The organism is Janthinobacterium tructae (assembly GCF_006517255.1).
In the GTDB taxonomy this organism is placed as follows: Bacteria; Pseudomonadota; Gammaproteobacteria; order Burkholderiales; family Burkholderiaceae_D; genus Janthinobacterium; species Janthinobacterium tructae.
The window spans coordinates 4,745,121-4,771,144 of sequence record NZ_CP041185.1 but is presented as its reverse complement, the minus strand read 5'-3'; the positions used below and the strand labels follow the sequence as shown (position 1 = coordinate 4,771,144).

30 protein-coding genes are annotated in these 26,024 nt (G+C 64.6%); 8 read left to right on the top strand and 22 right to left on the bottom strand.

Annotated features, from left to right (window positions below; all coding sequences use genetic code 11):
- Positions 1-59: 59 nt before the first annotated feature.
- The 6 genes from FJQ89_RS20975 to pdxR all read right to left on the bottom strand — a co-directional run bounded on the left by FJQ89_RS20975 (position 60) and on the right by pdxR (position 5,643).
- The gene (locus FJQ89_RS20975) at positions 60-284 is read right to left on the bottom strand and encodes a helix-turn-helix domain-containing protein (protein ID WP_070305409.1); all 225 of its coding nucleotides are present in this window, start codon (positions 282-284) and stop codon (positions 60-62) included.
- A 7-nt stretch (positions 285-291) separates the two neighbouring features.
- Positions 292-1,278, bottom strand: a complete 987-nt coding sequence (gene epsC, locus FJQ89_RS20970; RefSeq protein WP_141171565.1) for a serine O-acetyltransferase EpsC — start codon at positions 1,276-1,278, stop codon at positions 292-294.
- Between the two features lie 19 nt (positions 1,279-1,297).
- Entirely contained in the window at positions 1,298-1,795 is a 498-nt protein-coding gene (locus tag FJQ89_RS20965) for a rhodanese-like domain-containing protein (protein WP_141171564.1), read from the bottom strand.
- Positions 1,796-1,913: 118 nt separating this feature from the next.
- Positions 1,914-3,545 carry an FAD-dependent 5-carboxymethylaminomethyl-2-thiouridine(34) oxidoreductase MnmC1 gene (gene mnmC1 / locus FJQ89_RS20960; RefSeq protein WP_141171563.1) on the bottom strand — a complete coding sequence of 544 codons (1,632 nt, stop codon included), beginning with the start codon at positions 3,543-3,545 and terminating at the stop codon, positions 1,914-1,916.
- Positions 3,545-4,108, bottom strand: a complete 564-nt coding sequence (locus FJQ89_RS20955; RefSeq protein WP_141171562.1) for a DNA-3-methyladenine glycosylase I — start codon at positions 4,106-4,108, stop codon at positions 3,545-3,547. The genes mnmC1 and FJQ89_RS20955 overlap by 1 nt, the downstream gene beginning before the upstream one ends.
- A 38-nt stretch (positions 4,109-4,146) precedes the next feature.
- Positions 4,147-5,643, bottom strand: coding sequence for a MocR-like pyridoxine biosynthesis transcription factor PdxR (pdxR, locus tag FJQ89_RS20950; RefSeq protein ID WP_141171561.1), 1,497 nt, complete (start codon positions 5,641-5,643; stop codon positions 4,147-4,149).
- A gap of 111 nt (positions 5,644-5,754) precedes the next feature.
- On the opposite strand from pdxR, the gene FJQ89_RS20945 reads away from it, so the two are divergent.
- Positions 5,755-6,216 carry an OsmC family protein gene (locus FJQ89_RS20945; RefSeq protein ID WP_141171560.1) on the top strand — a complete coding sequence of 154 codons (462 nt, stop codon included), beginning with the start codon at positions 5,755-5,757 and terminating at the stop codon, positions 6,214-6,216.
- Positions 6,216-6,869: an FMN-binding negative transcriptional regulator gene (locus FJQ89_RS20940; RefSeq protein WP_141171559.1), complete on the top strand. Its 654-nt coding sequence runs from the start codon at positions 6,216-6,218 to the stop codon at positions 6,867-6,869. The genes FJQ89_RS20945 and FJQ89_RS20940 overlap by 1 nt, the downstream gene beginning before the upstream one ends.
- On the opposite strand, the gene FJQ89_RS20935 is transcribed toward FJQ89_RS20940, so the two are convergent.
- The 5 genes from FJQ89_RS20935 to FJQ89_RS20915 form a co-directional block, all read right to left on the bottom strand.
- A complete protein-coding gene (locus FJQ89_RS20935) occupies positions 6,853-7,806 on the bottom strand; it encodes an AEC family transporter (RefSeq protein ID WP_141171558.1) in 954 nt (317 codons plus the stop codon). The genes FJQ89_RS20940 and FJQ89_RS20935 overlap by 17 nt on opposite strands.
- A 94-nt stretch (positions 7,807-7,900) precedes the next feature.
- On the bottom strand, positions 7,901-8,374 hold the full coding sequence (locus FJQ89_RS20930) for a CHRD domain-containing protein (RefSeq protein ID WP_141171557.1): 474 nt from the start codon (positions 8,372-8,374) through the stop codon (positions 7,901-7,903).
- A gap of 155 nt (positions 8,375-8,529) precedes the next feature.
- Positions 8,530-9,087 (bottom strand): winged helix-turn-helix transcriptional regulator, encoded by a 558-nt coding sequence (locus tag FJQ89_RS20925; RefSeq protein WP_141171556.1) that lies wholly within the window; start codon positions 9,085-9,087, stop codon positions 8,530-8,532.
- 47 nt (positions 9,088-9,134) lie between these two features.
- Positions 9,135-9,335 (bottom strand): hypothetical protein, encoded by a 201-nt coding sequence (locus FJQ89_RS20920; RefSeq protein WP_141171555.1) that lies wholly within the window; start codon positions 9,333-9,335, stop codon positions 9,135-9,137.
- Between the two features lie 19 nt (positions 9,336-9,354).
- A complete protein-coding gene (locus FJQ89_RS20915) occupies positions 9,355-9,591 on the bottom strand; it encodes a hypothetical protein (protein WP_141171554.1) in 237 nt (78 codons plus the stop codon).
- 341 nt (positions 9,592-9,932) lie between these two features.
- On the opposite strand from FJQ89_RS20915, the gene FJQ89_RS20910 reads away from it, so the two are divergent.
- Positions 9,933-10,739 carry a response regulator transcription factor gene (locus FJQ89_RS20910; RefSeq protein WP_141171553.1) on the top strand — a complete coding sequence of 269 codons (807 nt, stop codon included), beginning with the start codon at positions 9,933-9,935 and terminating at the stop codon, positions 10,737-10,739.
- A 9-nt stretch (positions 10,740-10,748) separates the two neighbouring features.
- Here FJQ89_RS20910 and FJQ89_RS20905 read toward each other — a convergent pair whose 3' ends face one another.
- Together FJQ89_RS20905 and pnuC are read right to left on the bottom strand one after the other, a co-directional pair.
- The gene (locus FJQ89_RS20905) at positions 10,749-13,316 is read right to left on the bottom strand and encodes a TonB-dependent receptor (protein ID WP_141171552.1); all 2,568 of its coding nucleotides are present in this window, start codon (positions 13,314-13,316) and stop codon (positions 10,749-10,751) included.
- A 329-nt stretch (positions 13,317-13,645) separates the two neighbouring features.
- Complete coding sequence (pnuC, locus tag FJQ89_RS20900) at positions 13,646-14,248, bottom strand: nicotinamide riboside transporter PnuC (protein WP_141171551.1); 603 nt, start codon at positions 14,246-14,248, stop codon at positions 13,646-13,648.
- Between the two features lie 135 nt (positions 14,249-14,383).
- Here pnuC and FJQ89_RS20895 point away from each other — a divergent pair, with 135 nt between their 5' ends.
- Positions 14,384-15,145 carry a substrate-binding periplasmic protein gene (locus FJQ89_RS20895; protein WP_141171550.1) on the top strand — a complete coding sequence of 254 codons (762 nt, stop codon included), beginning with the start codon at positions 14,384-14,386 and terminating at the stop codon, positions 15,143-15,145.
- A gap of 5 nt (positions 15,146-15,150) precedes the next feature.
- On the opposite strand, the gene FJQ89_RS20890 is transcribed toward FJQ89_RS20895, so the two are convergent.
- Positions 15,151-15,852, bottom strand: a complete 702-nt coding sequence (locus FJQ89_RS20890) for an isochorismatase family protein (RefSeq protein ID WP_205704514.1) — start codon at positions 15,850-15,852, stop codon at positions 15,151-15,153.
- A gap of 65 nt (positions 15,853-15,917) precedes the next feature.
- Entirely contained in the window at positions 15,918-16,784 is an 867-nt protein-coding gene (locus tag FJQ89_RS20885; RefSeq protein WP_141171549.1) for a pirin family protein, read from the bottom strand.
- A 118-nt stretch (positions 16,785-16,902) separates the two neighbouring features.
- Between FJQ89_RS20885 and FJQ89_RS20880 the strand changes: the two genes are divergently transcribed.
- Positions 16,903-17,808 carry a LysR family transcriptional regulator gene (locus FJQ89_RS20880; protein ID WP_141171548.1) on the top strand — a complete coding sequence of 302 codons (906 nt, stop codon included), beginning with the start codon at positions 16,903-16,905 and terminating at the stop codon, positions 17,806-17,808.
- Positions 17,809-17,854: 46 nt separating this feature from the next.
- On the top strand, positions 17,855-18,658 hold the full coding sequence (locus tag FJQ89_RS20875) for a metallophosphoesterase family protein (RefSeq protein ID WP_141171547.1): 804 nt from the start codon (positions 17,855-17,857) through the stop codon (positions 18,656-18,658).
- Here FJQ89_RS20875 and FJQ89_RS28100 read toward each other — a convergent pair.
- The 3 genes from FJQ89_RS28100 to bla all read right to left on the bottom strand — a co-directional run bounded on the left by FJQ89_RS28100 (position 18,655) and on the right by bla (position 21,270).
- Entirely contained in the window at positions 18,655-18,828 is a 174-nt protein-coding gene (locus FJQ89_RS28100; protein WP_168208497.1) for a hypothetical protein, read from the bottom strand. The two genes, FJQ89_RS20875 and FJQ89_RS28100, sit on opposite strands and share 4 nt — an antisense overlap.
- An 11-nt stretch (positions 18,829-18,839) precedes the next feature.
- The gene (locus FJQ89_RS20870; protein ID WP_141171546.1) at positions 18,840-20,048 is read right to left on the bottom strand and encodes an RtcB family protein; all 1,209 of its coding nucleotides are present in this window, start codon (positions 20,046-20,048) and stop codon (positions 18,840-18,842) included.
- Between the two features lie 277 nt (positions 20,049-20,325).
- Positions 20,326-21,270: a subclass B3 metallo-beta-lactamase gene (gene bla / locus FJQ89_RS20865; RefSeq protein WP_141171545.1), complete on the bottom strand. Its 945-nt coding sequence runs from the start codon at positions 21,268-21,270 to the stop codon at positions 20,326-20,328.
- A 139-nt stretch (positions 21,271-21,409) separates the two neighbouring features.
- Here bla and FJQ89_RS20860 point away from each other — a divergent pair, with 139 nt between their 5' ends.
- A complete protein-coding gene (locus FJQ89_RS20860) occupies positions 21,410-22,225 on the top strand; it encodes a metallophosphoesterase family protein (RefSeq protein WP_141171544.1) in 816 nt (271 codons plus the stop codon).
- On the opposite strand, the gene FJQ89_RS20855 is transcribed toward FJQ89_RS20860, so the two are convergent.
- A complete protein-coding gene (locus FJQ89_RS20855) occupies positions 22,171-22,737 on the bottom strand; it encodes a dihydrofolate reductase family protein (RefSeq protein WP_141171543.1) in 567 nt (188 codons plus the stop codon). The two genes, FJQ89_RS20860 and FJQ89_RS20855, sit on opposite strands and share 55 nt — an antisense overlap.
- A gap of 41 nt (positions 22,738-22,778) precedes the next feature.
- Between FJQ89_RS20855 and FJQ89_RS20850 the strand changes: the two genes are divergently transcribed.
- A complete protein-coding gene (locus FJQ89_RS20850; protein ID WP_168208496.1) occupies positions 22,779-23,366 on the top strand; it encodes a TetR/AcrR family transcriptional regulator in 588 nt (195 codons plus the stop codon).
- A 7-nt stretch (positions 23,367-23,373) separates the two neighbouring features.
- Here the strand turns inward: FJQ89_RS20850 and FJQ89_RS20845 are convergent, their stop codons facing one another.
- The 3 genes from FJQ89_RS20845 to FJQ89_RS20835 all read right to left on the bottom strand — a co-directional run bounded on the left by FJQ89_RS20845 (position 23,374) and on the right by FJQ89_RS20835 (position 25,922).
- Entirely contained in the window at positions 23,374-24,051 is a 678-nt protein-coding gene (locus FJQ89_RS20845) for a type 1 glutamine amidotransferase domain-containing protein (RefSeq protein ID WP_141171541.1), read from the bottom strand.
- A gap of 22 nt (positions 24,052-24,073) precedes the next feature.
- Positions 24,074-25,231, bottom strand: a complete 1,158-nt coding sequence (locus tag FJQ89_RS20840) for an iron-containing alcohol dehydrogenase (protein WP_141171540.1) — start codon at positions 25,229-25,231, stop codon at positions 24,074-24,076.
- A gap of 82 nt (positions 25,232-25,313) precedes the next feature.
- Positions 25,314-25,922 carry a TetR/AcrR family transcriptional regulator gene (locus tag FJQ89_RS20835; RefSeq protein ID WP_141171539.1) on the bottom strand — a complete coding sequence of 203 codons (609 nt, stop codon included), beginning with the start codon at positions 25,920-25,922 and terminating at the stop codon, positions 25,314-25,316.
- Positions 25,923-26,024 lie beyond the last annotated feature (102 nt).

Here is a 26,024-nt window from a genome sequence, read left to right as displayed (position 1 = left end):
CAAGCGTCTCCCCTGATCTCTCAACATGCTATCGCCATCATCGTGGCGTTTTCAATGACCTAATCCACCAACTCCGGTTCGCAGCGGGCCATCAATCCCGCCAGGCCGACACCCAGCGCGACGGCCAGTTTTTCCACCGTCAGCAGCGACGGCGTAGCGGCGCCCCGTTCGATTTCGCCGATGAAGGAGCGGTTCAAGTCGGCCGCTTCGGCCAGCCGCTCCTGCGACCAGCCATGCCCTTCGCGCAACTGGCGCACGGCCAGTCCAAACTGTTTGATCAACATGCTGTCCTCATGGGTGGTGGGCAAAAGCGGGATGCGATGGCGCCGGCAAGTCCGCTGCTTCCTGCTGGTTGTGCGCTTGCGTGACATGGCTGCCGGGCGCCACGCTGCGGGTCAGCCAGACATTGCCGCCGATGACGGAACCCTGGCCGATGGTCACGCGCCCGAGTATGCTGGCGCCCGCGTAAATGACCACGTCGTCCTGCACGATCGGGTGGCGCGCCAGTCCCTTTTTCAACACGCCATCAAAGCCGGCGGGAAAGCGCTTGGCGCCCAGGGTGACGGCTTGATAAATGCGTACCCGTTCGCCGATGATGGCCGTCTCGCCGATCACCACGCCCGTGCCATGGTCGATGAAAAAGCTGCTGCCGATGTTGGCACCCGGGTGGATGTCGATGCCCGTCTGCGAATGGGCCACCTCGGCGATGATGCGCGCCACCAGCGGCGCGCCCAGTGCATACAGGGTATGCGCCAGGCGGTAATGGATGATGGCCAGGATGCCCGGATAGCACAGCAGCACTTCATCGACGCTGTGCGCGGCCGGGTCGCCATGGAAGGCGGCCGCCACGTCCGTGTCGAGCTGGGCGCGGATGCGCGGCAGCGCGCGGGCGAAGCGCTGCACGATGGCCAGCGCCTGCTGTTCGATGGAGACCGTCTGCTGCAAGCCGTGCTGGCGCGCGTGGTAACTGAGTTCGCGCCGCACCTGTTCGTGCAATCCCGTGAGGGTCGTGTCGAGCGTGTGGCCGACAAAGAAATCTTCGCTCTCCTGCTGCAGGTCGAGGGGGCCGAGGCGCATGGGAAACAGGGCCGCGCACAAGGCATCGACGATGTCGTGCAAGTGCTGGCGCGACGGGAATTCGCGCGCGCCGCACTCCTGGCTGCCGGCCAATCCTTCGCGCCACTGCGCGCGCACGGCGCGCAATTCGTCGACGATCTGGCGCAGTTCCCATTGCGGCTGCGCGGCAAGGGAGGCGGGGGGAATGGCTCGCTGGTTCATGGTGGTCCCGGAAAGAGATTTAATCTTGCAGCCAGGGCAGCGCATGCCAGCGCCAGCCGCCGCTATGGCCACGCTGCTGCTGCGCGTCGAGGTCGCCCTCGAAGCCTTGCGCGATATTGAAGACGTGCGTGAAACCGGCCTTGGCGGCCGCTTCTGCGGCCAGGGCCGAGCGCTTGCCGCTGCGGCACAGCAGCACCACGACGGCATCCTTGCCGCCCGCCTTCGCTTCCAGTTCGCGCGTAAAGCGGGGATTGCGGTTCATGGCCGTGCCGGTGGCCCACGCCACGTGCAGCGAGGCGGGCACGTAGCCGACGAAAGTGCGTTCCTCGTTGGTGCGCACATCGACCAGCACGGCTTTGCCAGCCTGCACCAGCTGCCATGCATCCTGCGCGCTGACGACGCCCGCATACGGCAAGCCCTGGGCCTGCGCCTGGGCGCGCGCGAGATGGAGTACTTCGTCAAAGGCCGCCGCGCCGTGCGCGGCGCGGGGATCGAAAATCAGTTCTGCAGCAGCCATCGTTCCACCTCTTTATTCCGTCGTCAAAAAACCAGCACGAGTCCACTGTAGCGAACTTATGTTGTTCGGAAAACAAATTAAAAAGAGTTTGGAAAGCTGAAAAACGTATATGGAGGATTTATGCAGCGCGCCGGCGTTCACGTAACAAGAAGCGGGCGGGATCAAGCGCCTCTGCCAGTTGACGCTCCAGCGGCAGCGGCTCGCCCTCCAGCTGGCACGCCAGCAGCTCGGCCGCCAGCGGCGCCCAGATCAGGCCGCGCGAAGCGTAACCGAGCAAGCCAAACAGGCCGGGCCAGCGCGGTACGTCGCGCAGGCGCTCGCAGCGGCCTGGCACGCCGGGATCGGGCAAGGCGCCCGCCAGCGGCAGGCGGTCCGGCGCCATGCAGCGAAAGCCCGTGCGCCCGGCCAGCGGCGCCTCGAACGGAGACAGATCGAGCATGTCGGCGATCTTCGCGATATTGTCGTGCTGGCTATCCATGCGCAGGCTGCTGTCTGCATCGGCAGCATAGGTCGCGCCCACACACATGACGCCCTGGTATGCCGGCGTCATGTAGGCTTCGCGGCAGACGACGAACGGCAACGACGGCAGACTGCCTTCGGCCAGGTGCGTGACCTGGCCGCGCACGGCGTCCAGCGGCAGGCCGGCCGCCTGCTCAAAATTGACTGCCCCCGTGCCCGCCGCCAGGATGACGGTGGGTGCCGCCGCGATCAGGGCGCCGTCCGCATCGCGCACCAGCCACTCCTGATCGCCACGCTCCAGCCGCAGGGCGCTGCTGGAAAAGCACCGCGTGAGCAAGGTGCCGCAGGCATCCAGCATGGCCGCGCAGACGGAAGACGGGCGTGCCCAACCGCCCTGTGCGAACCACCAGGCGCCATCGGGCGCCGGCGCACCCAGCATGGCGCTCGCCTCGGGCGCTTCCAGCCAGCGGGCGAATTCGCGCGGATACAGGCCGCTGGCGGCGATCTGCCGCTGCACCTGCGCATGCGCGCCGTCGCGCGCCAGGTGCAGCACGCCGCTTTGCGCACCCTCGATGGCGGCGCCGATGCCGCCCAGGTCTTTCCAGCGGCGCAGCGAGTACAGATAGGCGGCGCGCGTCAGGCGCGTGGGGATATTGTCATCCTTCGACAGCAACGGCATGAAGATGCCTGCCAGGTTGCCCGACGCCTCGCTGGCCGGCTGCGCGTGGCGCTCGATCAGGGTCACCTTCCAGCCGCGCGCGGCCAGCCGTTCGCAGGCGGCCGCGCCGGCCACGCCCGCGCCGATGACGATGGCGCGCCGTTCGGGCGTCACGGCAGCCACGTGTTCTGCGCGCCGCGCATAAAACACGGCGCGCAAGCGGCTTTCGTCGAAGACAAAACCATTCTGTTGCAACTGCGCGCGCTGTGCCTCGTCCAGATGCAGCGCATGCAGCTGGCCGCCATCGACCATCAGGCGCGCCAGCACCGCCATGGCGGCAGGCACCCACGCCAGCAGCACTTCATCGATGCGTGCCGACAATTGCGCCAGGCAGGCATCGGGCTCGCCGATCAGCACATCGAGCGTGACGAGGCCATCGTGCGAGACCATGCGATGCAGGCCCGGCACGCAAAGCGGCCACTGTGCGCGCCACTGCTCGGGCAAGTGGCTGGCATCGACGGGACGCGGCGCCAGCGCGATGTAATGCAGGCGCCGCCCGCCATGCGCCGCACAGGCTGCGCCAAAGCGGGCGCCGTCAAAATCGGTGTCGAGCAGGACCAGCGGGCGGCGCATCAATGCCCCGCGCGGCAAAAGCAGGTCGGCGCATGGTCGTTGACCATGCCGATACCCTGCATGTAGGCGTAGGCGATGGTCGAGCCGACGAACTTGAAACCCAGCTTGAGCAAGTCTTTCGACAACGTGTCGGACAAGGCCGTCTTGGCGGGGAATTCGCCCGGTTGCCAGCTGTTGACGATGGGCTGGCCATCGACATACGCCCACAAAAAGCTGTCCAGGGTCTGGCCTTGCGCGCGCAGGCGCAGGTAGGCCTGTGCGTTCGTGATGGCCGCCGCCACCTTCAGGCGGTTGCGCACGATGCCGGGATCCGCCAGCAGCTGCGCCACCTTCTCAGGGCCATACGCGGCGATCTTTTCCGCGTCCCAGTCATCGAAAGCGGCGCGGTAGGTGTCGCGCTTGTTCAAGATGGTTTCCCAGCTCAGGCCAGCCTGCGCGCCTTCCAGGTTCAGCATCTCGAACAGCTGGCGCTCGTCGTGGCAGGGCACGCCCCACTCCGTATCGTGGTAGTCAAGGTAGCGGGGATTGGCCGGATTGGCCCAGGCGCAGCGGGTAATAGTCATGGTCGTGTTCTTCATGTGCGGGCAAGCACCAGTATAGTTTATCGGCCGCGCAGCAGGCGCCCCAGTTCCAGCAGGCCGTGCTGCATCTCTGCCGGGGCAATGGCGGCAAAGCCCAGCAGCAGCCCGGGCGGCGTGGCGCAGGCGGCACCGGCGTCAGGGTCGGCATAGTGCCCCAGAGGGCGCAGTTCGATGCCCCGTTCCAGCCCCGCGCGCGACACCGTTTCTTCATCATGGCCAGCGCGAAAGTACGCGCACAATTCCAGGCCGCTGTCGGCCGGGCCGCATGCGAGCTGGTCGTCGAGTTCGTGCGCCAAGCCGCGCACCAGCTGGTCGCGCCGTTCGGCATTGCTGTCGCGCGTGCGGCGGATATGCCGGCCAAAGTGGCCCTCGGCGATGAAGTCCGCCAGCGCCATCTGCGGCACGATGGCCGTGTGGCGGTCCATCACGGCCTTGGCCTGCACCAGTGCCTCGGCCAGCGCGGGCGGCGCCACCATGTAACCGAGGCGCAGGCCGGGGAACATCACTTTCGACAAGGTACCCACGTACACCACGCAGCCATCGCGGTCCAGGCTTTGCAGGGAGGCCAGCGGCGCGCCCGAGTAGCGGTATTCGCTGTCGTAATCGTCCTCCACCAGCCACGCCTTGTTGTGTGCGGCCCAGGCCAGCAGGGCCAGGCGGCGCGGCAAACTCATGCTCACACCCAGCGGCATCTGGTGCGACGGCGTCACGTAGGCCAGCTTCGCCTGCGGACAGTGCGCCACGCCATACGCCACGTCCAGCCCCTGCGCATCGACGGGAACGGGAAACACGCGCGCGCCGGCCGCGCGCAACGGACCGCTGGCGCCCCGGTAGCCGGGCGACTCCATCCAGGCCGCGTCGCCCGGTGCCAGCAAAATAGTCGAGAGCATGAACAGCGCCTGCTGCGAACCGGAGGTGATGACGATCTGCTGCGGCGTGCACTGGACGCCGCGCGAGGCCTTCAGGTACACGCACAGCAGCTCGCGCAGCGGCAGGTAGCCGGCCGGGTCGCTGTAGCCGAACTGGTGGTCGGGGCGGCGCCAGCGCCGCGCTTCCAGGCGGTTCCACACGTCGAATGGAAAATGGTCGATGCGCGGCATGCCGACGCGGAAAGCGCGCAGCGGGCCCCGGTGGAACGCCACCTGGCGCATGGCCGCCACCACGCCCTGCCCGCGCGCCGACAGGGGCCGCAGCAGGCCGGGCGCATCCACCTTGCCGGCCGGCGCGGCTACAGGTACGGACAAGGGAACGTCGCGGCTGACAAAGGTGCCGCGCCCCACGGTGCCATCGAGATAGCCTTCCGCCGTCAGCAGCGCATACGCATTGAGCACCGTCTGGCGCGACACGGCCAGCAGGAGGCAAAAGTCGCGCGTGGGCGGCAGCTGCATGCCGGGACTCATGCGGCCATCGAGGATGGCGGCCTTGATGGCGGCATACAGCTGGCGGAACAGCGGTTCGGTGGCGCCGCGCTGCAGCGGCAAGGCGGCGATGATCTGGTTCAGGTGGGAAGCTGGCATGGCGGGGAAGGCTCTTGAATTGGTAGCCTCAAGATAGCACTTATTGGCTGTTTTAAATAGCCAAGACTGGCGCTAAGATGACGCATCCCCTCTTACTCCCGTGGAGCACCCATGCATCAGTTTTTCGCCACCGTGGCCTGGCAGCGCGACGGCCAGGATTTCGCCGGCCAGCGCTATAGCCGTGGCCATGCATGGCAGTTCGACGGCGGCTTGACGGTACCCGCCTCGTCGTCGCCCTTGTCCGTGCCGCTGCCCATGTCGGTGGCAGCAAATATCGACCCGGAAGAAGCGCTGGTGGCGGCCACGTCGAGCTGCCACATGCTGTTCTTCCTGTCGCTGGCAGCGCAGCGCGGCTACGTCATCGACGACTACCGCGACGACGCCGTCGGCGAGCTGGGAAAAAATGCCGCGGGCCGCCTGGCCATGACGCGCATCGTGCTGCGCCCGCGCATCGCCTTCGCGGGAACACCGCCCTCGCCCGAGGTGCTGGCCACCCTGCACCACGACGCACACGAGCGCTGCTACATCGCCAATTCGCTGACGGCCGACGTGGTCGTGGAAGGCGTCGCCTAATGTACACGCCCGCCAGCTTCCGCGAAGAACGCCTCGACGTGCTGCATGGCCTGATCGACGCGCATCCGCTGGGCGCGCTGGTGCGCCACGGCGCCGATGGCCTGTGCGCCGACCATCTGCCGTTCGAGATCGCCGCACCCACGCTTGACGCCCCATTCGGCATCCTGCGCGCCCACGTGGCACGCGCCAATCCGCTGTGGCGCGCGGCGGGCGAAGAAGATGAATGCATGGTGATCTTTCAGGGGCCGCACGCCTACATCACGCCCGCCTGGTATCTGGAAAAGCAGCGCAGCGGCAAGGAAGTCCCCACTTTCAACTATGCGGTGGTGCACGCGCACGGCCCCCTGCGCGCCATCGACGACGCGGCATGGCTGCTGGGATTGGTGGAGCGGCTGACGGCGCGCCATGAGGCAGATCAAGCTACGCCGTGGCGGGTGAGCGATGCGCCGGCCGACTATATCGACAAGCTGTTAAAAGCCATCGTCGGCATCGAAATTCCCCTCACGCGCATCACGGGAAAATGGAAGCTGGGGCAGAACCGCAGCATGCAAGACCAGGCCAGCATGGCCCACGGCCTGGCGCTGGAGCATCAAGCCGGCGCGGCGCAGGCGCTGGGTGCGCTGATCGCCGCGAACGTCAAGCCAGCCAGCTGACGGCCGCCGAAAACGTCAAAAACGACAGCGCCGTCGAGACCAGAATGATGCGGGCGATGCGCGCCGTGTTAGCCCCAAAACGCTCGGACAGCAGCGACACGTTGCTGGCGCTGGGCAGGCAAGCCACCAGCACCATGCAGGTCAGCGCGAACGGCTCGAGCGGCGCGCCCAGCGCGATGGCCGCGTGGCCGATGCCCCATACCAGCAGCGGATGCAGCAGCAGTTTTTTCAGCGCCACCGGTACATATTCCCCCAGCGGCGCCGGGTCGCTGGTGCTCATCTGCGAACGGGCCAGCACGGCGCCGATGGTAAACAGGGCGACAGGAGAGGCGGCATCGGCCAGCAGGCCCACCGTCTGCGTCAAAGGCTTGGGCAAGGCCAGTGCCTGCCACGACGTCAAGGCACCGAGCACGATCGCCCATGGCATGGGATTGCCTACCATGCCCTTCATGGCGTTGACGACGGCCGTGCGGCTGCCGTGCGCGCCGCCGCTGCCGATGCGCGACAGGGCGATGCACAGCGAGCTGGTAATGAGCAAGTCGACGACGATGGTGACGATGACGGGGCCCGAGGAACGCGGCCCGAGCAAGGTCAATAGCAGGGGCACGCCCATGAAGCCAGTGTTCGGGAAGGCCGCCACCAGCGCACCGAAGGCGGCGTTATTCCAGTCGATGCGGTGGCTGAGCGTCATGGCCGTGGTGACGCCCACCATGATCAGCGCGCATAGCAGGTAGACGCCGAACACGCTGGCGTCGAGCAGTTGGGTGATGGGCGTGGCGGCGCCGAAGCGGTACAGCATGCAGGGCAGCGCGAAGTACAGGACAAAACTGTTCAAGCCGCCGATGGCGGCCAGCGGCAGCAGCGTGCGCCGCACGGCCAGGTAGCCGCACAGCACCAGGGCGAAGAACGGAAAGGTGATGGCGAGGATGGTCAGCATGGAGCGCCATTGTAGCGTGCCTCGTGCAGCATCCCCTGGCGCAAAAAAAGGCCGCTCGCGCGGCCCAAGGAGGTTTCGGGGATAACGCCGGCAGCTAGGGCTTGAGCTGGGCGCGGATCTCGCCGGCCGGGTAGGCTGCGCTGTGCACGTTCACGTACAAGTTGCCGGCCTGGTAGCTCGCATGCTGGGACGGCGTGAGCAGGGTGCCGGCCGGTACGGCAAACATGCCATCGGCGGTTTTCACCAGCGGCACGATGACGGGGCCGTTGGCGGTTTTCACCAGCGGCACGATGACGGGGCCGTTGGCGCCCACCGGCGCTTCATGGATATGCGCGACGGTAGCCAGCATGCCCGTGTAGCGCACGCCGCCGCTGACACTGCGGTCGTGGGCGACGCGGATGCTGCTGCTGCCGCTGGCCGTGCTGGTATTGGCCGGCACTTCCTGCGCGCCAGTCAAGGTGACATCATGGCCGCCCGGATGATGCGGACCATGGGAACAGGCACCCAGCAAGGCGGCCAGCGCCAGCACGGTGGCGGCGCGGCGTACTTGTAGTTGCAATATGCTCATTGCAGATCTCCTTCAGCGGACAGCGGATCAGGGAGGGCGCCCAGTCCGCGTAAGCGGGCCTGCGCCGCACTGGTGTTGCATACTGCGACGGTAACGCCATACCGCCGTGCCCGCTTTGCTGTGCGCCAAACTTGCTGCTCGCCTGCCGTCGCGCCTCAGGCCAGATGCCCTTCCGCCACCCAGCCCCGGTTGGTTGGTGCTGGCTTCGGTTTGGGTGCGATGCCGCTGCTTTTTTCCGCATCGAGGATGATGCTGCGCATGCTGTCGCTGGCGGCCGGTCCCGGCGCGAACGCGTAGTACTCATCATTGATGGGCAAGCCCGTCATGGCATCGACCAGCACGGGATCGGCAGCCAGGCCCGTGTCACGGCTGGCGATGACGAGGCTGGCGCCTTCCGGTGCGAAATTTTCATTGCCCCAGGCGATAAAGGCCAGCAAGACGGGCTTGAAGGCGCGCCCGGACTTGCTCAGCACATAGTCGTAGCGCGGCGGCTTGGCGCAATACAAGCGGCGCGTCATCAAGCCACCCTCCACCAGGTCCGCCAGGCGGCGCGTCAGGATGGTGGGGGCGATCTTGAGGCTTTTTTCAAATTCGTCGAAGCGCGTCTTGCCATAAAACGCTTCGCGCAGGATGAGGATGCTCCACCATTCGCCCACCTTGCCCAGGCTGCGGGCAATCGGGCAAGGCAAATTATTAAAGTTGGTATGTTTCATGACCATCTCCTCACATTGATTCAACACAACAATCGAAAAAATCTCAGTTACAACACGAAAACATCAGTACGATCAAATGCAAAGTCAGCCACGCCTGCTGCTGATCCGATATTCATCATGCGCCCCGGCTCATCGTCACGGCTGACCTCATCGATGAACACGCGACAGGTGTTTTCCTGCGCGACGAGGCCCGCCTCGGCACGGACAAGGCGGAGGTTGAGCGACAGGGAAGCAGAACTGGCCTTCACGCAGCGCCTGGCTTGACAGTCAACGGTGGCCGTGATGCCCGACTTGCAGGTATCGGGCGCCGGTGCCGCTCAGGTAGCGCGTGGTGCAGGCCACGCTCACGCGCGTATTGACGTTCACGGCAGTAGCCCGGACACCCTGGCTTTGGTCAAAGGTGATACTGGCGCTGCCGTTCAGATACACGGCAGCGTCGGCGCCACGCGGCAGCAGTGCCGTGCTGGCGGCAACGATAAGGTGGGGGGAAATAACTCGCAACATGATACCTCCTGATGATCGAACATCATTAATGAGCCCGTCAATATGAAGGACGTCGAGGATAGTCACGGTATTGCCGGCGTTTTCTGGGGCACGCAAACCAGGACAACAAAATATCAGCGCCGAGAGCCAGGAACCTGAGGGCGTCGGTTTTTTGCCGCATTTACAAAACAGATTTTTTAATAATCGACATTGCTTTAAGTCAATGCATGGGTGGATTATTAGCGATCTGGGAAATCGCCGCTTCTTCTAGCGGAGAAACCTCTTTTGAAATACGAGAAAAGCAGAAAAAAAAGAAAAAGCGAGGCATAATAAGCCACACTTGCTTTTTGGTTAAGTCATCCATGCCATTGACCAGCGAAACCGTCAAAAAAAACATCTTGATCGTGGACGATTCCGCGTTCGAGCAGCGCATGCTGATGGAGCTGCTCAGCGAGCAGCCCTACCGTTTCAGCATCGCGTTCAACGGTTACCAGGGCTACCAGCTGGCATTGGCCACGCTACCCGACCTGATCCTGCTCGATGTGCGCATGCCCGAGATGGATGGCTACACGGCATGCCGATTGCTCAAGGCCAATCCCGAAACGGAACAGATACCCGTCATCTTTCTCAGCGGCGCTGATGCCGCCAAGGAACGCATCATGGGCTTGCAGGTGGGCGGTGTCGACTACATTTCGAAGCCGTTCACACCGGAAGAACTGGCCGCGCGCATTCATATCCACCTGGGATTGATGCGTAAAGGAAACGGCACCTTGCCCATCGCGGTCCCGGCCAGCGAGCGCCAGCAGCATCCCGACCTGGTGTTCGTCAATGCCGTCAAACAGCTCATTCTCGACAACCTGGGCAGCCTGCCCAACCTGTCCGAAATCGCCCGCAGCGTGGGCACCTACCGCGAAAAGCTGACCCTGATGTTCCGCGAACAAACGGGCATGACGGTGTTTGCCTTCATCCGCGAAGCGCGCATCGCCCGCGGCGTGGCATTGCTGCAGCAGACAGACATCGACGTGCAGGATGTCGCCCTGCTGATCGGCTTTCACAACGCGGGCAACTTCGCCACCGCCTTCCGCGAGCGCATGGGCATGACGCCCAGCGCCTACCGCCAGCGCCTGCAGGAGCAGACGGGCCAGCGGCAGGTGTCAAACGGGCATTAGAACTGCAGATCAGAACTTGTAGTTCAGCTTGAGCGAGGCGAAGCGTCCACGCGGGTCGGCCTGTGTATAGTCGAAGCCCGAGGCCGAGTAATCCCACGGCGCGCGTTTGTTAGCCAGGTTTTGCACGATGAAGGTGACGTTCGCCTTGGCTGTCACCTGCCAGCTGCTGCTCACGTCGAAGGTGCTGAAGGCGGCCACCGCTTCATCGAGATGCGTGTTTTGCGCATAGCTGCCCACGTAGTTCCAGGTCAGCGTGGATGACCACTTGCCCTGCTCCCAGGTGGCCGAGGTGACGCCGCGCCATTTCGGGATGGAGCCGAAATAATTGGTGCCGGCGCCGTTCGTCAGCGGTGCGCCATCGGACAGCGGCTCGGCAAAGCGCAGCACGCGGCTCAGCTGGCCGGCCAGGGTCAGCTTGCCCCATTCCTGGTCGACGAAGCGCTGGCGCAGGTCGAGGTCGATGCCAGACACTTCACGCTGTCCCTGGTTACGGTACTGGCGGTACAGGGTCGTGATGCGGCCATCGGCGTCGCGCGTGATCTTCTGCGGCGCCGACGCTTCATTGGCGAGGGTGGTGGTGGCGCTTTCCGTGCCGATCACGCCATCTTGCTTGATGCGGTAGTAATCGAGGCCGATGCTCGAGCTGCTGGTCGGCGAGACCACCACGCCCAGGTTCAGGTTATTCGACCGTTCCGGACGCAGCGCCGTATTGGCGATGGTAATGGCCGTCACGCCGCGCGTCTGCGTCGGCGTGATCGGGTCGCGCGGGTCGAGCACGCTGACATAGCTGACGGCCGTGCTCTGCGTGATTTCCGGCAGCGACGGCGCGCGGAAGCCGCGCGACACGGTGCCGCGCACCAGCAGCCACGGCGCCGCCTGGTAGCGGGCGCTGGCTTTCGGCGAAAACGCATTGCCGAAATCGCTGTAATGGTCGGCGCGGCCGGCCACGTTGACGGACAGGTCTTTGACCACGGGTACGTTGAATTCGGCAAACAGGGCCGACACGCTGCGCGAGCCGTTGATGATGTTGATCGCCGGGCGCAGCTCCGTGCCCGACAGCACGGCCGTCGAGGTTTGCGAATCCATCTTTTCGCGGCGCCACTGCGCACCGGCGGCAAAGCCCAGCGGACCGGCCGGCAACTGCCACAGGTCTTTCGCGGCCGAGAAATCGACGGTGTCGAGGGTCGACTCGGCCGGACGCAGGGTCGACAGGCGCAGGCGGTTGCGCACCGCTTCGCTGTTTTGCGACTGGTCAAAGAAGTTATAACTGCCGTCGGCCAGCACCTCCTGGAATTCATAGCGGTTGACGAAGTTTTGCACCGTTTCTTCCAGCTTGCTGCTCGAATGGCCCACGGCCGCATCCCAGTCCCAGCCTGCCAGGGTGCCCTTGGCGCCGGCCAGCGCGCGGTAGAAGGTGACCTTGTCCTGCTTCAGGCGCGGCCCCAGGTCGAACAGAGTAGCCGTGAACGGCAGCGGCGTGGTACCCGGATTGTTCGGGTGGCCGACAGGCAGCACGACAGGAATGGTGTCGAGCGCTTGCGTCGCGTTGTTCCACACGCGCGTGGCATTGTTGACGGTGAGCGGCGCGCTGAAGGTCTGGTCGGCGCGCGAATAGCTGTGCAGCAAGTCGACATACGCTTCCGTATCCGCATTCAGTTTGAAAGTGGCACGCGCGGCCGTATGCACGCGCTCGATGCCGGGAATCAGGGTTTTATACGGCGACGGGTTATACGCCAGCACTTGGCCCGTCTTGCCCGGCGTGATGTCGCCATAATTGACCAGTTGCAGTGGCCCGCGCACGCCGCCCAAGGTCCGGGTCGGGTCCGTGCCCGCGTAATTGGTGATGGCCCAGCCGAGGCTGCCCCGCTGCTGCTTGCGGAAATCCGCATCGCGCATCCACGCCACGTCGCTTTGCTGCAGCTTGTCGCGCTGCTGCGCGTCGACCGAGAAGACCAGGCTGTAGCCGTCTTCCTCGAGCTTGCCAAAGCCCGTCTGCAGCGCCGCGCTCTTTTCATGCTGGCCCGTGCCTTCGGTCGAGCCGCCCCACTGCGCCGTGATGTCCGTGCCCGTGAATTCCTTGTACAGGATGATGTTGACCACGCCAGCCACGGCGTCGGAGCCGTAGACGGACGAGGCGCCATCCTTGAGCACCTCGATGCGCTGTACGGCCGCCATCGGCAGGCTGTTCAGGTCAACAAAGGTTTCCTGCAGGTTTTGCGCCGTCGCATAGCTGGCCACGCGCTTGCCATTGACGAGGATCAGGGTATTTTTCTGGCCGATGCCGCGCAGCGACAGGCCCGAGGTGCCGGCCGAGAAACTGCCCGTATATTGTTCGTTGTAGCTGTTGCCGCTGTTGGCTGAGATGGCGCGCAGCACGTCCGAGACGCTGGTCTTGCCGCTGGCTTTCAACTCCTTGGCGGTGATGACCTGCACCGCGCTGGCGCCCTCCTTTTCGCTGACGCGGATATTCGATCCGGTGACGTTGACCCGCAGCATGTTCTCTTCGGCGTGGGCAAGGATGGGGAAAGCGGGGAAGGCGGCGGCGATGGCAAGACTGATGGCGAGTGGTTTGAACATGGTTTCCTCTTATTGGGATTGAGCCTTTTTCAGATAAAAAAGGCCGAGCAGGGGCACGCGGACCGGATGGGCCTGCGGGCAAAACGACGACGGGGGCAGGAAGGAATTACGGGATGCGTGGACGGGCACGCACCGGCATCGACTGCGCCATGCATTGCATGGTCAGCTGGTGCGGGGCGGCATAAAAACAGGCAGAAAGACTAAAGCGCAACATAAAAGACACCGGTAAGCGGGGAAAGGCCACTATATCCCGGTGTCTTTATGGCGTGAACGAATTAAAAATTGATTGTATATACGATTTGAATCTAAGGACTTGGCGTTTGGCAATATCAGGCGTCGACGACTGCCGCGGACGGCGCCGCGGGCACCTGCGCCGCGCGGCGTGCCTGCACGCCCCACCAGTACCAGGAAATCAGGGCATTGACCCAGTAAGCCGCATACAGTACGGCCGTCAGGTGCAGGCCGCGGCTGTAGTAGAGGGGCACGGCCACGGTGTTGACCAGCAGCCAGAAGGCCCAGGTTTCGATGCGCCGGCTCATCAGCAAGAATTGCGCGATGATGCTAAATACCAACACTGCCGAATCGATGAAAGGCGCGTAGGCATTCGTAAACCGGTGCAGCAGCATGCCGTAGATGACCACCGAGGCGATGCCGGCTGGCACCACCCAGGCCAGGCTGCGCCAGCCCGTGCGCGTGATCGGCAACGGTTTGCCGCCGGCGCCACGCCGCCATTGCAGCCAGCCGATGACGCAGGTGACGATGAAAAACAGCTGCAGCATCACATCGGCATACAGGTTGACCTGGAAAAACAGCACGGCAAACAGCACGCAGCCGACGATGCCGATCCACCAGGAATGAATATTATTGCGTCCAGCCAAGATGATGGAGGCAGTCATCAGCACATTGGCGGCGATCTCGAGCGAGGGAGTCAAGCGGTCTTCCTTTGAGTGGGGCACGCCGCCACTATAGCCCATTTGATATCCGCAACCAGCCATGTACTGCTTGACTTCCGTGGCCATTCTGGCAAATTGGCAAACAGTACCCCTGAACCACTGCGGAGATGTTCCATGCGCTTGCGCCACGTGCTGCTTGCGGCAATGCTGCTTGGCAGCGTTCTGCCCGCCCAGGCCTGCCGCATGACGATGGCGCTTGAGCAATGGCCGCCCTACCTGTATCGCGATGCGCAAGGCAACTATACGGGGCTGGACCTGGAGCTGCTGCGCGCCATTTTCAAGGAAGCGCGCTGCACCTTGCTGACCGCGCCGGAACTGCCCACGGCGCGGCGCCAGCTGCTGTTCCAGAAAGGGGGGCTGGACCTGATGCTGGCCGCCTCCGACACCTCGGAGCGCCATGCGTATGCGCGTTTCAGCGTGAGCTACCGCGACGAAACCGTGGGCATCTTCGGCAAGGCCGGCACGCACGCAGCGCAGCGCCATGCCAGCAGCTTCGCGCAGCTGGCGCGCGGCAAGTCGACCTTGCTGGCGCCCAAAGTGGGCTGGTATGGCGCGCAGTATGCGGCGGCCCGGCCGGCGCTGGAAAAGGCCGGTCGACTGAGTACCTTCGGCAGCTTCCAGCAGGGCATCCGCATGCTCGACGCGGACCGCGCCGACCTGTTGCTGGGCGATGTGCTGGCCGTACGCCACGAAGCGCGCCTGCAGGGCGTCGCCTTGAACACCCTGCCCTTCCTGCTCCTGCGCGCCCCCGTGCACCTGATGCTCAATGCGCGCACGACCAGCGCCGACGACCTGGCGCGCATGAACGCCGCCATCATGCACCTGGAACAGCGTGGCGTGCTGGCGGCGATACGCGCCCGCTACGACGCGCCGTAAGGTGATCAGCCCTTGCTGGCCGCTTCCAGAATTTCCAGCTTCGTCTCGCGGCCATTCTTTTGCACGCCCTGCGCCTTGTCGTAGCTTTCGATCAGCGCGCGGTACGGCGGCACGATATGGTCCGTCATGATGGCGGCGAATTCCATCGCATCGGCGCGGTTCCAGGTGCTCATCACTTCAGCCAGCACCGCATACGTATCGATCGGCACGGCGCCCGCCTGCGTCACGCGCGCCATGGTGATGTCAGTGGCCATCTTCGACCAGTTGCCCGAGGCGTCGATGATGGCAAACACCTTGTAGCCGGCCGCCAGCGCGCTAATGGTGGGAAACGCCATGCAGACGCTGGTCAGCGTGCCGGCGATCAGCAGGGTCTTGCGGCCCGTTTTTTCGATGGCTTCGACCCAGGCCGGATTGTCCCAGGCATTGATCTGGCCCGTGCGCGGGATGTAGACGGCATCCGGGTTGAAATGGTGGATTTCCGGGATCAATGGGCCGTTCGGGCCGTCGGGCACGGAAGCGGTGGTAAAAGTCGGCATGCTCGCCAGGCGCGACAGCTTGGCCAGCGCCGTGACGTGGCCGCGCAGCACGTGCTGCTCGATGTCGCGCACCAGCTGGAACAAACCGCTCTGGTGGTCGATCAGCAGCATGACGGCGTCGTCGGGATCGATCATCGGTGGCAAACCTTGGAAGTTGGCGGGGGTGCTCATGGTGGTCTCCTGAAAAACCATGCCGCGGGATGCGGCATGGGTACTGCACAAATTAACTACACAAATTACGTCGCGATGCGGGCGAAGCGGCCGCGGTTGAAATCCTCGAACGCCTGCGCGATTTCCGCTTCCGTGTTCATGACGAAGGGGCCATGGCCGACGATGGGCTCATCGATCGGCTCGCCGCTCAGCAGCAGCACCACGGCGTCGCTGTTCGCCTCGACGGTGATACTGTCGCCATCGCGTTCGAACAGCGCCATCTGCGCTTCGCGCACCACGCTCTCGCCATTCACCAGCACCGTGCCGTGCAGGACGATCAGCGCCGTACTCCAGCCGGCGTGCACCGGCAGCTGCGTCAGCTTGCCCTGCGCCAGGCGCAGGTCCCACACCTGCATCGGCGAGAACGTGCGGGCCGGCCCATGCTGGCCATCGAAATCGCCGGCGATCACGCGCAGGGAACCGGCACCATCGGGCAGCGCCACGGTGGGAATCGTGTCGCTGGCAATCGCCTGGTAACCGGGCGCCGTCATCTTGTTCTTGGCCGGCAGGTTCACCCACAGCTGCACCATTTCCAGCGTGCCGCCCGACTGCGTGAAGGCAGGCGAGTGAAACTCTTCATGCAGGATGCCGGCACCGGCCGTCATCCACTGCACGTCGCCGGGGCCGATCACGCCGCCCTGGCCCGTCGAATCGCGGTGCGCCACTTCGCCCTTGTAGACGATGGTCACCGTTTCAAAGCCGCGGTGCGGGTGCGAACCGACGCCGGGCGGACGCGTGCCGGGCGCAAATTCGGCAGGGCCTGCATAGTCGAGCAGCAAGAAGGGGCTCAGCTGCTTGCCATGGCCGTTATACGAAAACATCGAGCGCACGGGGAAACCGTCGCCGACCCAGTGCTGGCGCGGTGCGCTGTAGATACCTGTGACTGTATTCATCTCGATCTCCTGTGGGGTGTGCATGACGATGGAGACAGAATATCCTTGCAACGATGAGGGCGGTAGACTGTAAAATACGCCATCAGCGTTCCAAAAATAGAACGGTAAAGGAGTCGGCATGCAGGATTTAAATGACTTGTATTACTTTGTGCAGGTGGTCGACCATGGCGGCTTCGCGCCGGCCGGACGCGCGCTGGGCATGCCGAAATCCAAACTCAGCCGGCGCATCGCGCTGCTCGAAGAGCGGCTCGGTGTGCGCCTGCTGCAGCGCACGACGCGGCATTTTTCCGTCACCGACGTGGGCCAGACGTTTTACGAGCATTGCAAGGCCATGCTGGTGGAAGCGGAAGCGGCGCAGGAAGCGATCGAGCTGACGCGGGCCGCGCCGCGCGGCACGGTGCGCCTGTCCTGCCCCATCGCCCTGCTGCACTCCCTGGTCGCGCCCATGCTGGCCGGCTTCATGCGCGAACATCCGCAAGTGACCCTGCTGCTCGAAGCGAGCAACCGCCGCGTCGACCTGGTGGCCGAAGGCATCGACGTGGCCATCCGCGTGCGTCCGCCGCCGCTGCCCGACAGTGACCTGGTGCTGCGCGTGCTGGCCGAGCGCAGCCAGTGCATGGTGGGCAGCCCGCTGCTGTTCGGCGACGCCGCCAGGCCAACCGCGCCGGCCGACCTGGCCGACTGGCCCAGCCTGGCGCTGGGCGCGCCGCAACAGCACTACCAATGGGATTTGCACGGCCCCGATGGCGCGCGCGCCCAGCTGCGGCATACGCCGCGCTTCGTCACCGGCGACATGCTGACCCTGCGCGACGCGGCCGTGGCCGGTGTGGGCGTGGTGCAGCTGCCGACCATGATGATCGTCGAGCAGGTAGCCAACGGCAGCCTGCTGCCGCTGATGGCGCAATGGCGGCCGCAGCGCGAAATCATCCACGCCGTCTTCCCGTCGCGGCGCGGCCTGCTGCCGGCCGTGCGCGCGCTGATCGACTACCTGGCGCACAGCTTCGCCGCGCTGGAGGAAGAGTGAGGCTTTTCAGGTACGATGGCGTACTCGCCAATCGCCCGGATACCGCATGCGTTTATTGATTTTGTCGGACCTGCACCATGAGTTATGGCGCGAAGATGCGCCGCAAGGCGACCTTGCGCTCAGCCGTCCCGATGCCGTGATCCTGGCCGGCGACATCGACACGGGCACCCGCGCCGTCGCCTGGGCGGCCAGCACGTTTGCGGGCTTGCCGGTGCTGTACGTGCATGGCAACCACGAAGGCTATGGCCACCATCTAGACAAGGTGCGCCAGGAACTGCGCGCGGCCTGCGCCACCACCGACAACGTGCATTTCCTCGACGCCGACAGCCACGTCATCACCGACCAGGCCGGTAACCAGGTGCGCTTCCTGGGCGCCACCCTGTGGACGGATTTCCGCCTGCTGGGCGACGAGACGCGGCAAGCGGCCATGCGCGATGCGGAAGCCATCATGAACGACTACAAGCGCATCCGTCTGGCCAACATGGGTTATCGCAAGCTGCGTGCGGCCGACACGGCCATGTTCCACGCGCAGCAAAAAGCCTGGCTGGCGCGCGAACTGGCGCAGCCCTTCGAAGGCCGCAGCGTCGTCATCAGCCACATGGCGCCGTCGCTGCTGTCGGTCGACGATGCGTATGGCAGCGAAGGGTGTTCGCCCGCCTACGCTTCGCGCCTGGACGAGCTGGCCGCGCAGGCGGACCTGTGGGTGCATGGCCACATCCACGCTTCGCGCGACTATCGGATCGGCCCGTGCCGCGTCGTAGCCAACCCCTGCGGCTACAAGACGCGCAGCGGCACGCCGCAAAATCCCGCTTTTGATCCGAACTTCATCGTCGAGCTACCGGCCCGCTAATCGTCCGGTTTAAGCCGGCCCGCCAGCAATTGCTGCAAGCGGTGCTTGCCAGCCCGGCGCGCAGCCCGTGGCGACGCCTCCGACTGATGCGCGCCGGCGCCGCCGCGCAGCCTGGCAGCCGCCACCAGCGGGTTGCGCGGCTTGGACGGGGCTTTCACTTTGATTTTCATGGTTTCTCCTTTCAGCCCTTGATGCAGACGACCTGGCGCAAGGTATGCACCACTTCCACCAGGTCGCTCTGGTGCGCCATGACGGCGTCGATATTTTTATAGGCAGCCGGAATTTCATCGACCACGCCGCCATCCTTGCGGCACTCGATACCGGCCGTCTGCTCGGCCAGGTCGAAGCGGTTGAAGCGGCGCTTCGCCTCGCTGCGACTCATGCTGCGCCCCGCCCCATGCGAGCAGGAACAGAACGATTCCGGGTTGCCCTTGCCGCGCACGATGAAGCTGCGTGCCCCCATGCTGCCAGGGATGATGCCCAGCTCGCCCTGCCGCGCCGAAATGGCGCCCTTGCGCGTCACATACAAATCCTCATTGCCATGCGTTTCGCGCGCAATGTAGTTGTGATGGCAGTTGATCGCTTCGCCGTCGAGCCGGAACGGCGGTGCATGCTTCGCCAGCACGTCGAGCACGCGGCGCATCATTTCGCTGCGGTTGAGCAGCGCGTAATCCTGCGCCCAGTCCACCGCCTCCACGTAGTCGTCGAAGACCGTGGAACCTTCGCTGAAGTACGCCAGATCGGCGTCCGGCAGCTTCAGCTGGTGGCGCCGCATGTCCTTCTGCGCGGCGGCGATGAAATAGCGGCCGATCACGTTGCCGATGCCGCGCGAACCCGAATGCAGCATGATCCACACGCGCTGTTCCTCGTCGAGGCAGATTTCAATGAAGTGGTTGCCGCCGCCCAGGGTGCCTGCCTGGCAGATCCACGTGCGCTCGAACTGGCGCAGCATCTTGGCGATGCCGCGGTGGCGCTCGACGATGTGCGCCAGGCGGTCGCCGAGGGGCCGCACGGCGCGCGCCTGGCGCGAGCCTTGCACGCGGCTCCATTCGTGCTGCTCGAAACCGACGGGTACTTCCGCTTCGATGGCGCTGCGCAGGCGCGCCAGGTTGTCGGGCAGGTCGCTGGCCGTCAGGGTCGTGCGCACGGCGTTCATGCCGCAGCCGATGTCGACGCCAACGGCTGCGGGGATGATCGCACCACGCGTGGGAATCACGCTGCCGACGGTGGCGCCGATGCCGGCATGCACGTCAGGCATGGCCGCCACATGCGGATGGACGATGGGCAGGCTGGCAATATTGTGCAGCTGGCGCAGCGCCTGTGCATCGATATCGTCGGTAAAAATATGCACGGGCACCTGGGCGCCGCGCAGTGTCTGATGAATGGGCATAACGGTATTCCTTGGTCTTGTCGTTATGCCGGGGCTCCTATGAAACAAAAAACCCCGGCGAGTTTCCTCACCGGGGTTTTGAAGGACACCGGCTCGGGATCGGCAATGTGCCGATGGCCCCGAGCGTCATGCACGGGGCTAGTGGTCGTACTTGCTGCCAGCCTGCTCGAACATGGGTTTCCTTTCTATTTGATGGTTGATCTGCACTGCGGACGGTGATTCTGCACCTTATGCTGCAGTGCGTCAACCGCTTTTCATGGCGAAGACGCCAACGTTGTTAATTTGTCGCAGCCGCCTTTTCCTTGGCGATGCGGGCATCGAGCTTGGCTTCATTTTTGGCCGCGTAGTGGCTGCATGCCTGCGCATCGATGAAGGGGTTCGGCGTGACGCCTTCCAGCAATTGCGTCAGCTTGCGGTCGCCGCCGGAGTGGTCGGGGTGGGCCGAGATCAGGATGTCGCACGGCAGTTTGGCAAAGTCCTGCATGACGCGGCGGAAGGCCGGCGTCAGGTCCGCATGGCGTTCATCGCCCAGGTAGTGAAAATCGTCGGCCGCCACCGGCGTCAGGCTGGCGCCGAACACCACGTTCAGGCAGTCCTGACGCTGCGCATCCTCGCAAGAGACCCAGGTCCAGCTGGTGCTGCCCGGCGTATGGCCGGGCGTGTAGCGCGCCGTCACGCTCACGTCGCCCAGCTGCAGGGTTTCGCCATCGGCGATCTCGCGCACGTTTTCCACGGCCGGCATGGGATCGATTTCGCCCGCTTGCGGGTCCGCAGCGAGCACCGCTCCCGCGCGCAGCGCCTCAGCTCCCAGCGGACTGGCGACCACTTGCGCGCCGCTGTCGCGGGCCAGCGCGGCGACGCCGCCCGAATGGTCGAAATGCGCTTCCGTATTCAGGATGAATTTGATGTCTTGCAGGCGAAAGCCCAGCTCGAGGATATGTTCCTTGATGGCGGCCACCGATTGCGGCAACGCGCCATCGATCAGGATCAGGCCTGCGCGCGTGTCGATCAGCACCACGCTCAAGCCGCCCACGCCCACGTAATACGTGTCGCCGTGGATGCGCGCCGGTTGCTGCGGGCGGTTCCACTGCGCCGCGTAGGGTGAGGCAATCGGCTGCGTCAGGGGATCGATGGCGGGCGTGGCGGCATGTGCCGTCAACGGCAGCGCCATGGCGGCCAGCGCGATGCCCAGCAAGGTCTTGTGAAGGAAGAAAGGCGGCATGCGGCTCCAGGAGTGAGTGTGTGGTAATCGATGCCATAGGGTAACGTTGCCACCCTGGCGCGGTCAAGCAGACGGACGCAGCGACTTACGCTACGATAGAGGACCATCCACTGCCGCGCGCCTTGCCGCGCCCACTGCCATGCGTTTGCTGATCCTGTCCGACCTGCACCTGGAAGTCTGGGGTGAAGACACACCCGCCATCGACCTGGCCACCAGCCGCCCAGACGTGGTGATCCTGGCCGGCGACATCGCCACGGGTAACCATGCCATCGCCTGGGCCGCGCGCACCTTCGGCGCCCTGCCCGTGCTGTATGTGCATGGCAATCACGAGGGCTATGGGCACCAGCTCGAACACATGCAGGACGCCGTGCGCGATGCCTGCGCCAGCGCGAATGCGCAGGGCGCCAACATCGCCCTGCTTGACGGCGACGCCGTGGTCTTGAACGGCGTGCGCTTCCTCGGCATCACGCTGTGGACGGATTTTCTGCTGTTCGGCGCGGAACGCCAGGAAGAAGCGCTTAACGCGGCGCAAGCCTATATGCCCGACTACAAGCACATCAGCACGGGCGGCGACACGCCGCGTCTGCTGTGTGCCAGCGACACGGCGCAACTGCACGCGCGGCACAAGACCTGGCTAGCCGAGCAACTGGCGCAACCGTTCGCCGGCAAGACCGTCGTCATCACCCACATGGCGCCATCGATGCTGTCGGTGGACGAGCAATACGCAGCCAACCTGGGTTCGCCCGCGTTCGCCTCGCAGCTGGACGACCTGGTGGCGCAGGCGGACCTGTGGGTGCATGGCCACATGCATGCCTCGCTCGACTACCAGATAGGCGAGTGCCGCGTCGTGTGCAACCCCTGCGGCTACAAGCGGCCAGACGGCACGCCGGAAAACGAACGCTACGATTCCGGCTTCATCGTCGACATCGCCAGCGCGGTTGAAGGTTTCCGATAGCGCAGCTGCACCACGCCGCTCGGTAGCGGGCGCGTGTCTTCCAGGCGCCAGTCGCTGCGCGGCAAGCCGTCCTCGAACAGGCGCACGCCCTTGCCCAGCACCACGGGCAGCACGGACAAGGTCAGGCTGTCGATGACGCCTTCGCGTAAACCAGCGCGGATGACGGCGCCGCCATCGAGATACACGTGCCGGCAGCCCTCCGCTGCCAGACCTGCCAGCACTTCGCGCACGCCGCCTTCGCGGCGCTGCTCGCCATGCCGTGGCGCAAAGTCGCGGTGGCTCAATACCACCACGCGCTTGCCCGCATACGGCCAAGGATCGAACCCCAGCACGGCGTCATACGTGGTGCGCCCGATCAGCAGGGTATCGACTTGCTCCATCAAGGCCGTATAACCGGTGGCGTCGGGCGAGTCGGGCGCCAGTTCGGCCAGCCAGGACAGGTCGCCGTTTTCTCCCGCGATGCAGCCGTCGATGCTGATGCCGAGAAAAGCACTGACGAAAGGTTTTTGCATGAAGCACTCCCCAATTAATTCTACGGTGTAGAATTATGCCCATGAAACCGCCAAAAATTCAAGCTATTGAACATCCCGTGCGCCGCGCGGGCCGCCCCCGCCGCATCGCGCCCGCGCTGGACAACGCCAGCATCCTGCACGCTGCCCAGGTCCTGCTGGAAGAACAAGGCGAAGCGTTTTCCATGCGCGCGCTGGCGCACAGCCTGGGCGTCGACGCCATGGCCGTGTATCACTACTACGCGGGAAAAGAGGAATTATTGCTGGCCTTGATGGCGCAGCGTTTTGCCGCGCTCGATCCGCGCCAGCCGCCGTTTACGCGGCGCCAAACGCCCCTGCGGCGCCTGCTCGCGCTGTGCGCGCTGTACCTGGAACTGGTCAGCGCCACGCCGTATTTCGTGCGCCTGATGGCGCGCGGGCTGGTGGAACAAACCGATGTCGCCGAGCGATTCACGGCGCTGTTCGAGCTGGCCGTGGAAGGCCTTGAGCTGGACAAAAAAACCCGGCTGCGCGGGCGCGATGCGCTCGTCGATTTTTTACACGGCTATGCGCTGGCGGGCAGGCCCGCCAGCGAGACGCAATGGCACGCCTCGGTCGGCCTGATCCTGGCGGGCATGACCGCCGGTCACTAGCCTGGCATCAGGCCAGCAGCTTGAGCAGCGCCTGCGCGGCCGCTTCCGACGATGCGGGATTCTGGCCCGTGACCAGCAAGCCATCGGTGACGGCGTACGGCTGCCAGTCGCCCAGCTTCGAGTAGACGCCGCCGTTTTGCTTGAGCATGTCCTCGACCAGGAAAGGCACGATGGCGGTCAAGCCGACGGCGTCTTCCTCCGTATTCGTAAAGCCCGTCACCTGCTTGCCGCGCACCAGCGGCGTGCCATCCAGCGCCTTCACGTGGCGCAGCACGCCCGGCGCGTGGCAGACGGCGGCGACGGGTTTGCCGGCGGCGATCATCTGCTCGATCAGCGCGATCGAGTGCGGGTCTTCGGCCAGGTCCCACAGCGGACCATGGCCGCCCGGGTAAAACACGGCGTCAAAGTCGGCCACCTTCACATCGGACAGCTTGCCCGTGTTGGCCAGCACGGCTTGCGCATCGGCGTCCTGCTTGAAGCGGCGCGTGGCGTCCGTTTGCGAATCCGGTTCGTCGCTTTTCGGGTCCAGCGGCGGCTGGCCACCGTTGGGCGAGACCACCGTCAGCTTGGCGCCCGCTTCCTGCAAGGCATAGTAGGGCGCGGCGAATTCTTCCAGCCAGAAGCCGGTTTTCTTGCCGGTGTCGCCCAGTTGATCGTGCGAGGTCAGTACCATCAGGATGTTCATGTTATTTTCTTTTATGTCAGGGTTACAGTGCTGCTTCGAGGATACGGCGGCTGCGCGCGAGGTCGATATCGCGGTGTTCGCCGAGGGAGGTCATGCCGTGTGCTTCCAATTGTTTCAGTACCGCTTCCACCGCGTCCTGGCCCAGCTGGTAAGCGGACAAACGGGTCGGGATGCCCAGGCCTTCAAAGAAGGCGCGGGTGCTGGCGATGGCCATGTCGATGCGCTCGTCGTCGCTGCCCTGCGTGATGTTCCAGACACGTTCGCCAAATTGCAGCAACTTGCCGCGTTTCTGCTCGCGCTGCACGTCCAGCAGTGCCGGCAGCACCAGGGCCAGGGTGCGCGCGTGGTCGATGTCATACAGGGCCGTCAGTTCGTGGCCGATCATGTGGGTGGCCCAGTCCTGCGGCACGCCGGCGCCGATCAGGCCATTCAGGGCCAGGGTGGCCGTCCACATCAGGTTGGCGCGGGTATCGTAATCGTCGGGCGCGGCGATCGCCTGCGGGGCGATCTCGACCAGGGTCTGCAGCAAGCCTTCGGCAAAGCGGTCCTGCACCATCGCCTGCGCCGGATAGGTCAGATACTGTTCCGTCGTGTGGACAAAGGCGTCGACCAGGCCATTGGCCACCTGCGTGGCCGGCAAGGTAAACGTTTTGCTGGGGTCGAGCACGGAAAATTGCGGGTACAGCAACGGACTGCGAAAACTCAGCTTGTCATGCGTGGCTTTTTTCGTCACCACGCCCCCGTTGTTCATTTCCGACCCCGTGGCTGGCAAGGTCAGCACCGTGCCGAACGGCAGGGCTTGACGCACATTGGCGCCGCCGCGCTCGGCGATTTCCCACGGCTCGCCGTCGTACAGGGCGGCCGCGGCGACGAACTTGGTGCCATCGATAACGGAGCCGCCACCGACGGCCAGCAGGAAGTCCAGTTTCTCGCTGCGCACCTGCGCCACGGCGCGCATCAGGGTTTCATAGCTGGGATTGGGTTCGATGCCGCCAAACTCCTGCACGCTGCGCTGGCCCAGCGCAGCGCGCACTTCGGCCAGGGTGCCGGTCTTTTCCGCGCTGGCGCCGCCGTACAAGATCAGCACGCGCGCATCGTGCGGCACCAGGGTGGACAATTTGGCGACGGTATCAAGACCGAAGACGATACGGGTCGGGTTATGGAATTCAAAATTTTTCATGCTGTCGCTCCTTATTATTAGACTGGTCGTCTATGACTCACTCAAAAAAAACGCGGACGTGCTGCGTCCGCTTGCTGGCTGTCTATCGGTAGCTGTCCGCCGGCAGCTGCAGCATGGCCAGGGTCGCCCGCCAGGCCGTTTGCAAGGCGCTGGCGTCGCGCCGCAGCTTGGTCAGCATGGCCGCGCCCAGCCACAGCTGGTACAAGGTGGCGGCCATTTGCGCCGGATCGGCCACCGTTGGCAGCGAAGCGTCCACCCTGCCCCGCGCGATGGCCAGGGCCAGCCTGGCGATGATGCGGTGGGTGCCATCGAGCAGCGCCACGCGCATCGGTTCGGACATGTCCGCCACTTCGCTGCTGAGCTTGACCACCAGGCAGCGGCAATCGCAACCGCTGCCATCGAGGCTTTCGCTGGTCCAGCTGGCCCAATACGCCATCAGCGACTGCGCCGCGCTCTGGCCCGGCTGGCCCAGCACGTCTTCCATCCCGGCCAGGTAGCCGGCGACGTAATCTTCCAGCATCGCCTCGCCAAACAATTCCTTGGACTTGAAGTAATGGTAGAACGAACCCTTGGGCACGTCGGCGGCCGACAAAATCTCGTTCAACCCCACGCCGGCAAAGCCCTTGCGCGTGATGATGGCCTTGCCCTGGTCAATAATGTGCTGGCGCACGTCGGTGTATTCAGCTTTCATGCGAGGCATTGTAGCACAATTAGACCAGTCGTCTAGTGCAAGTTGAACCCAGAGAAAAATTCTGGGGTCGGACCCTCAAGGCCGCTAACGCACAGTCTTGCG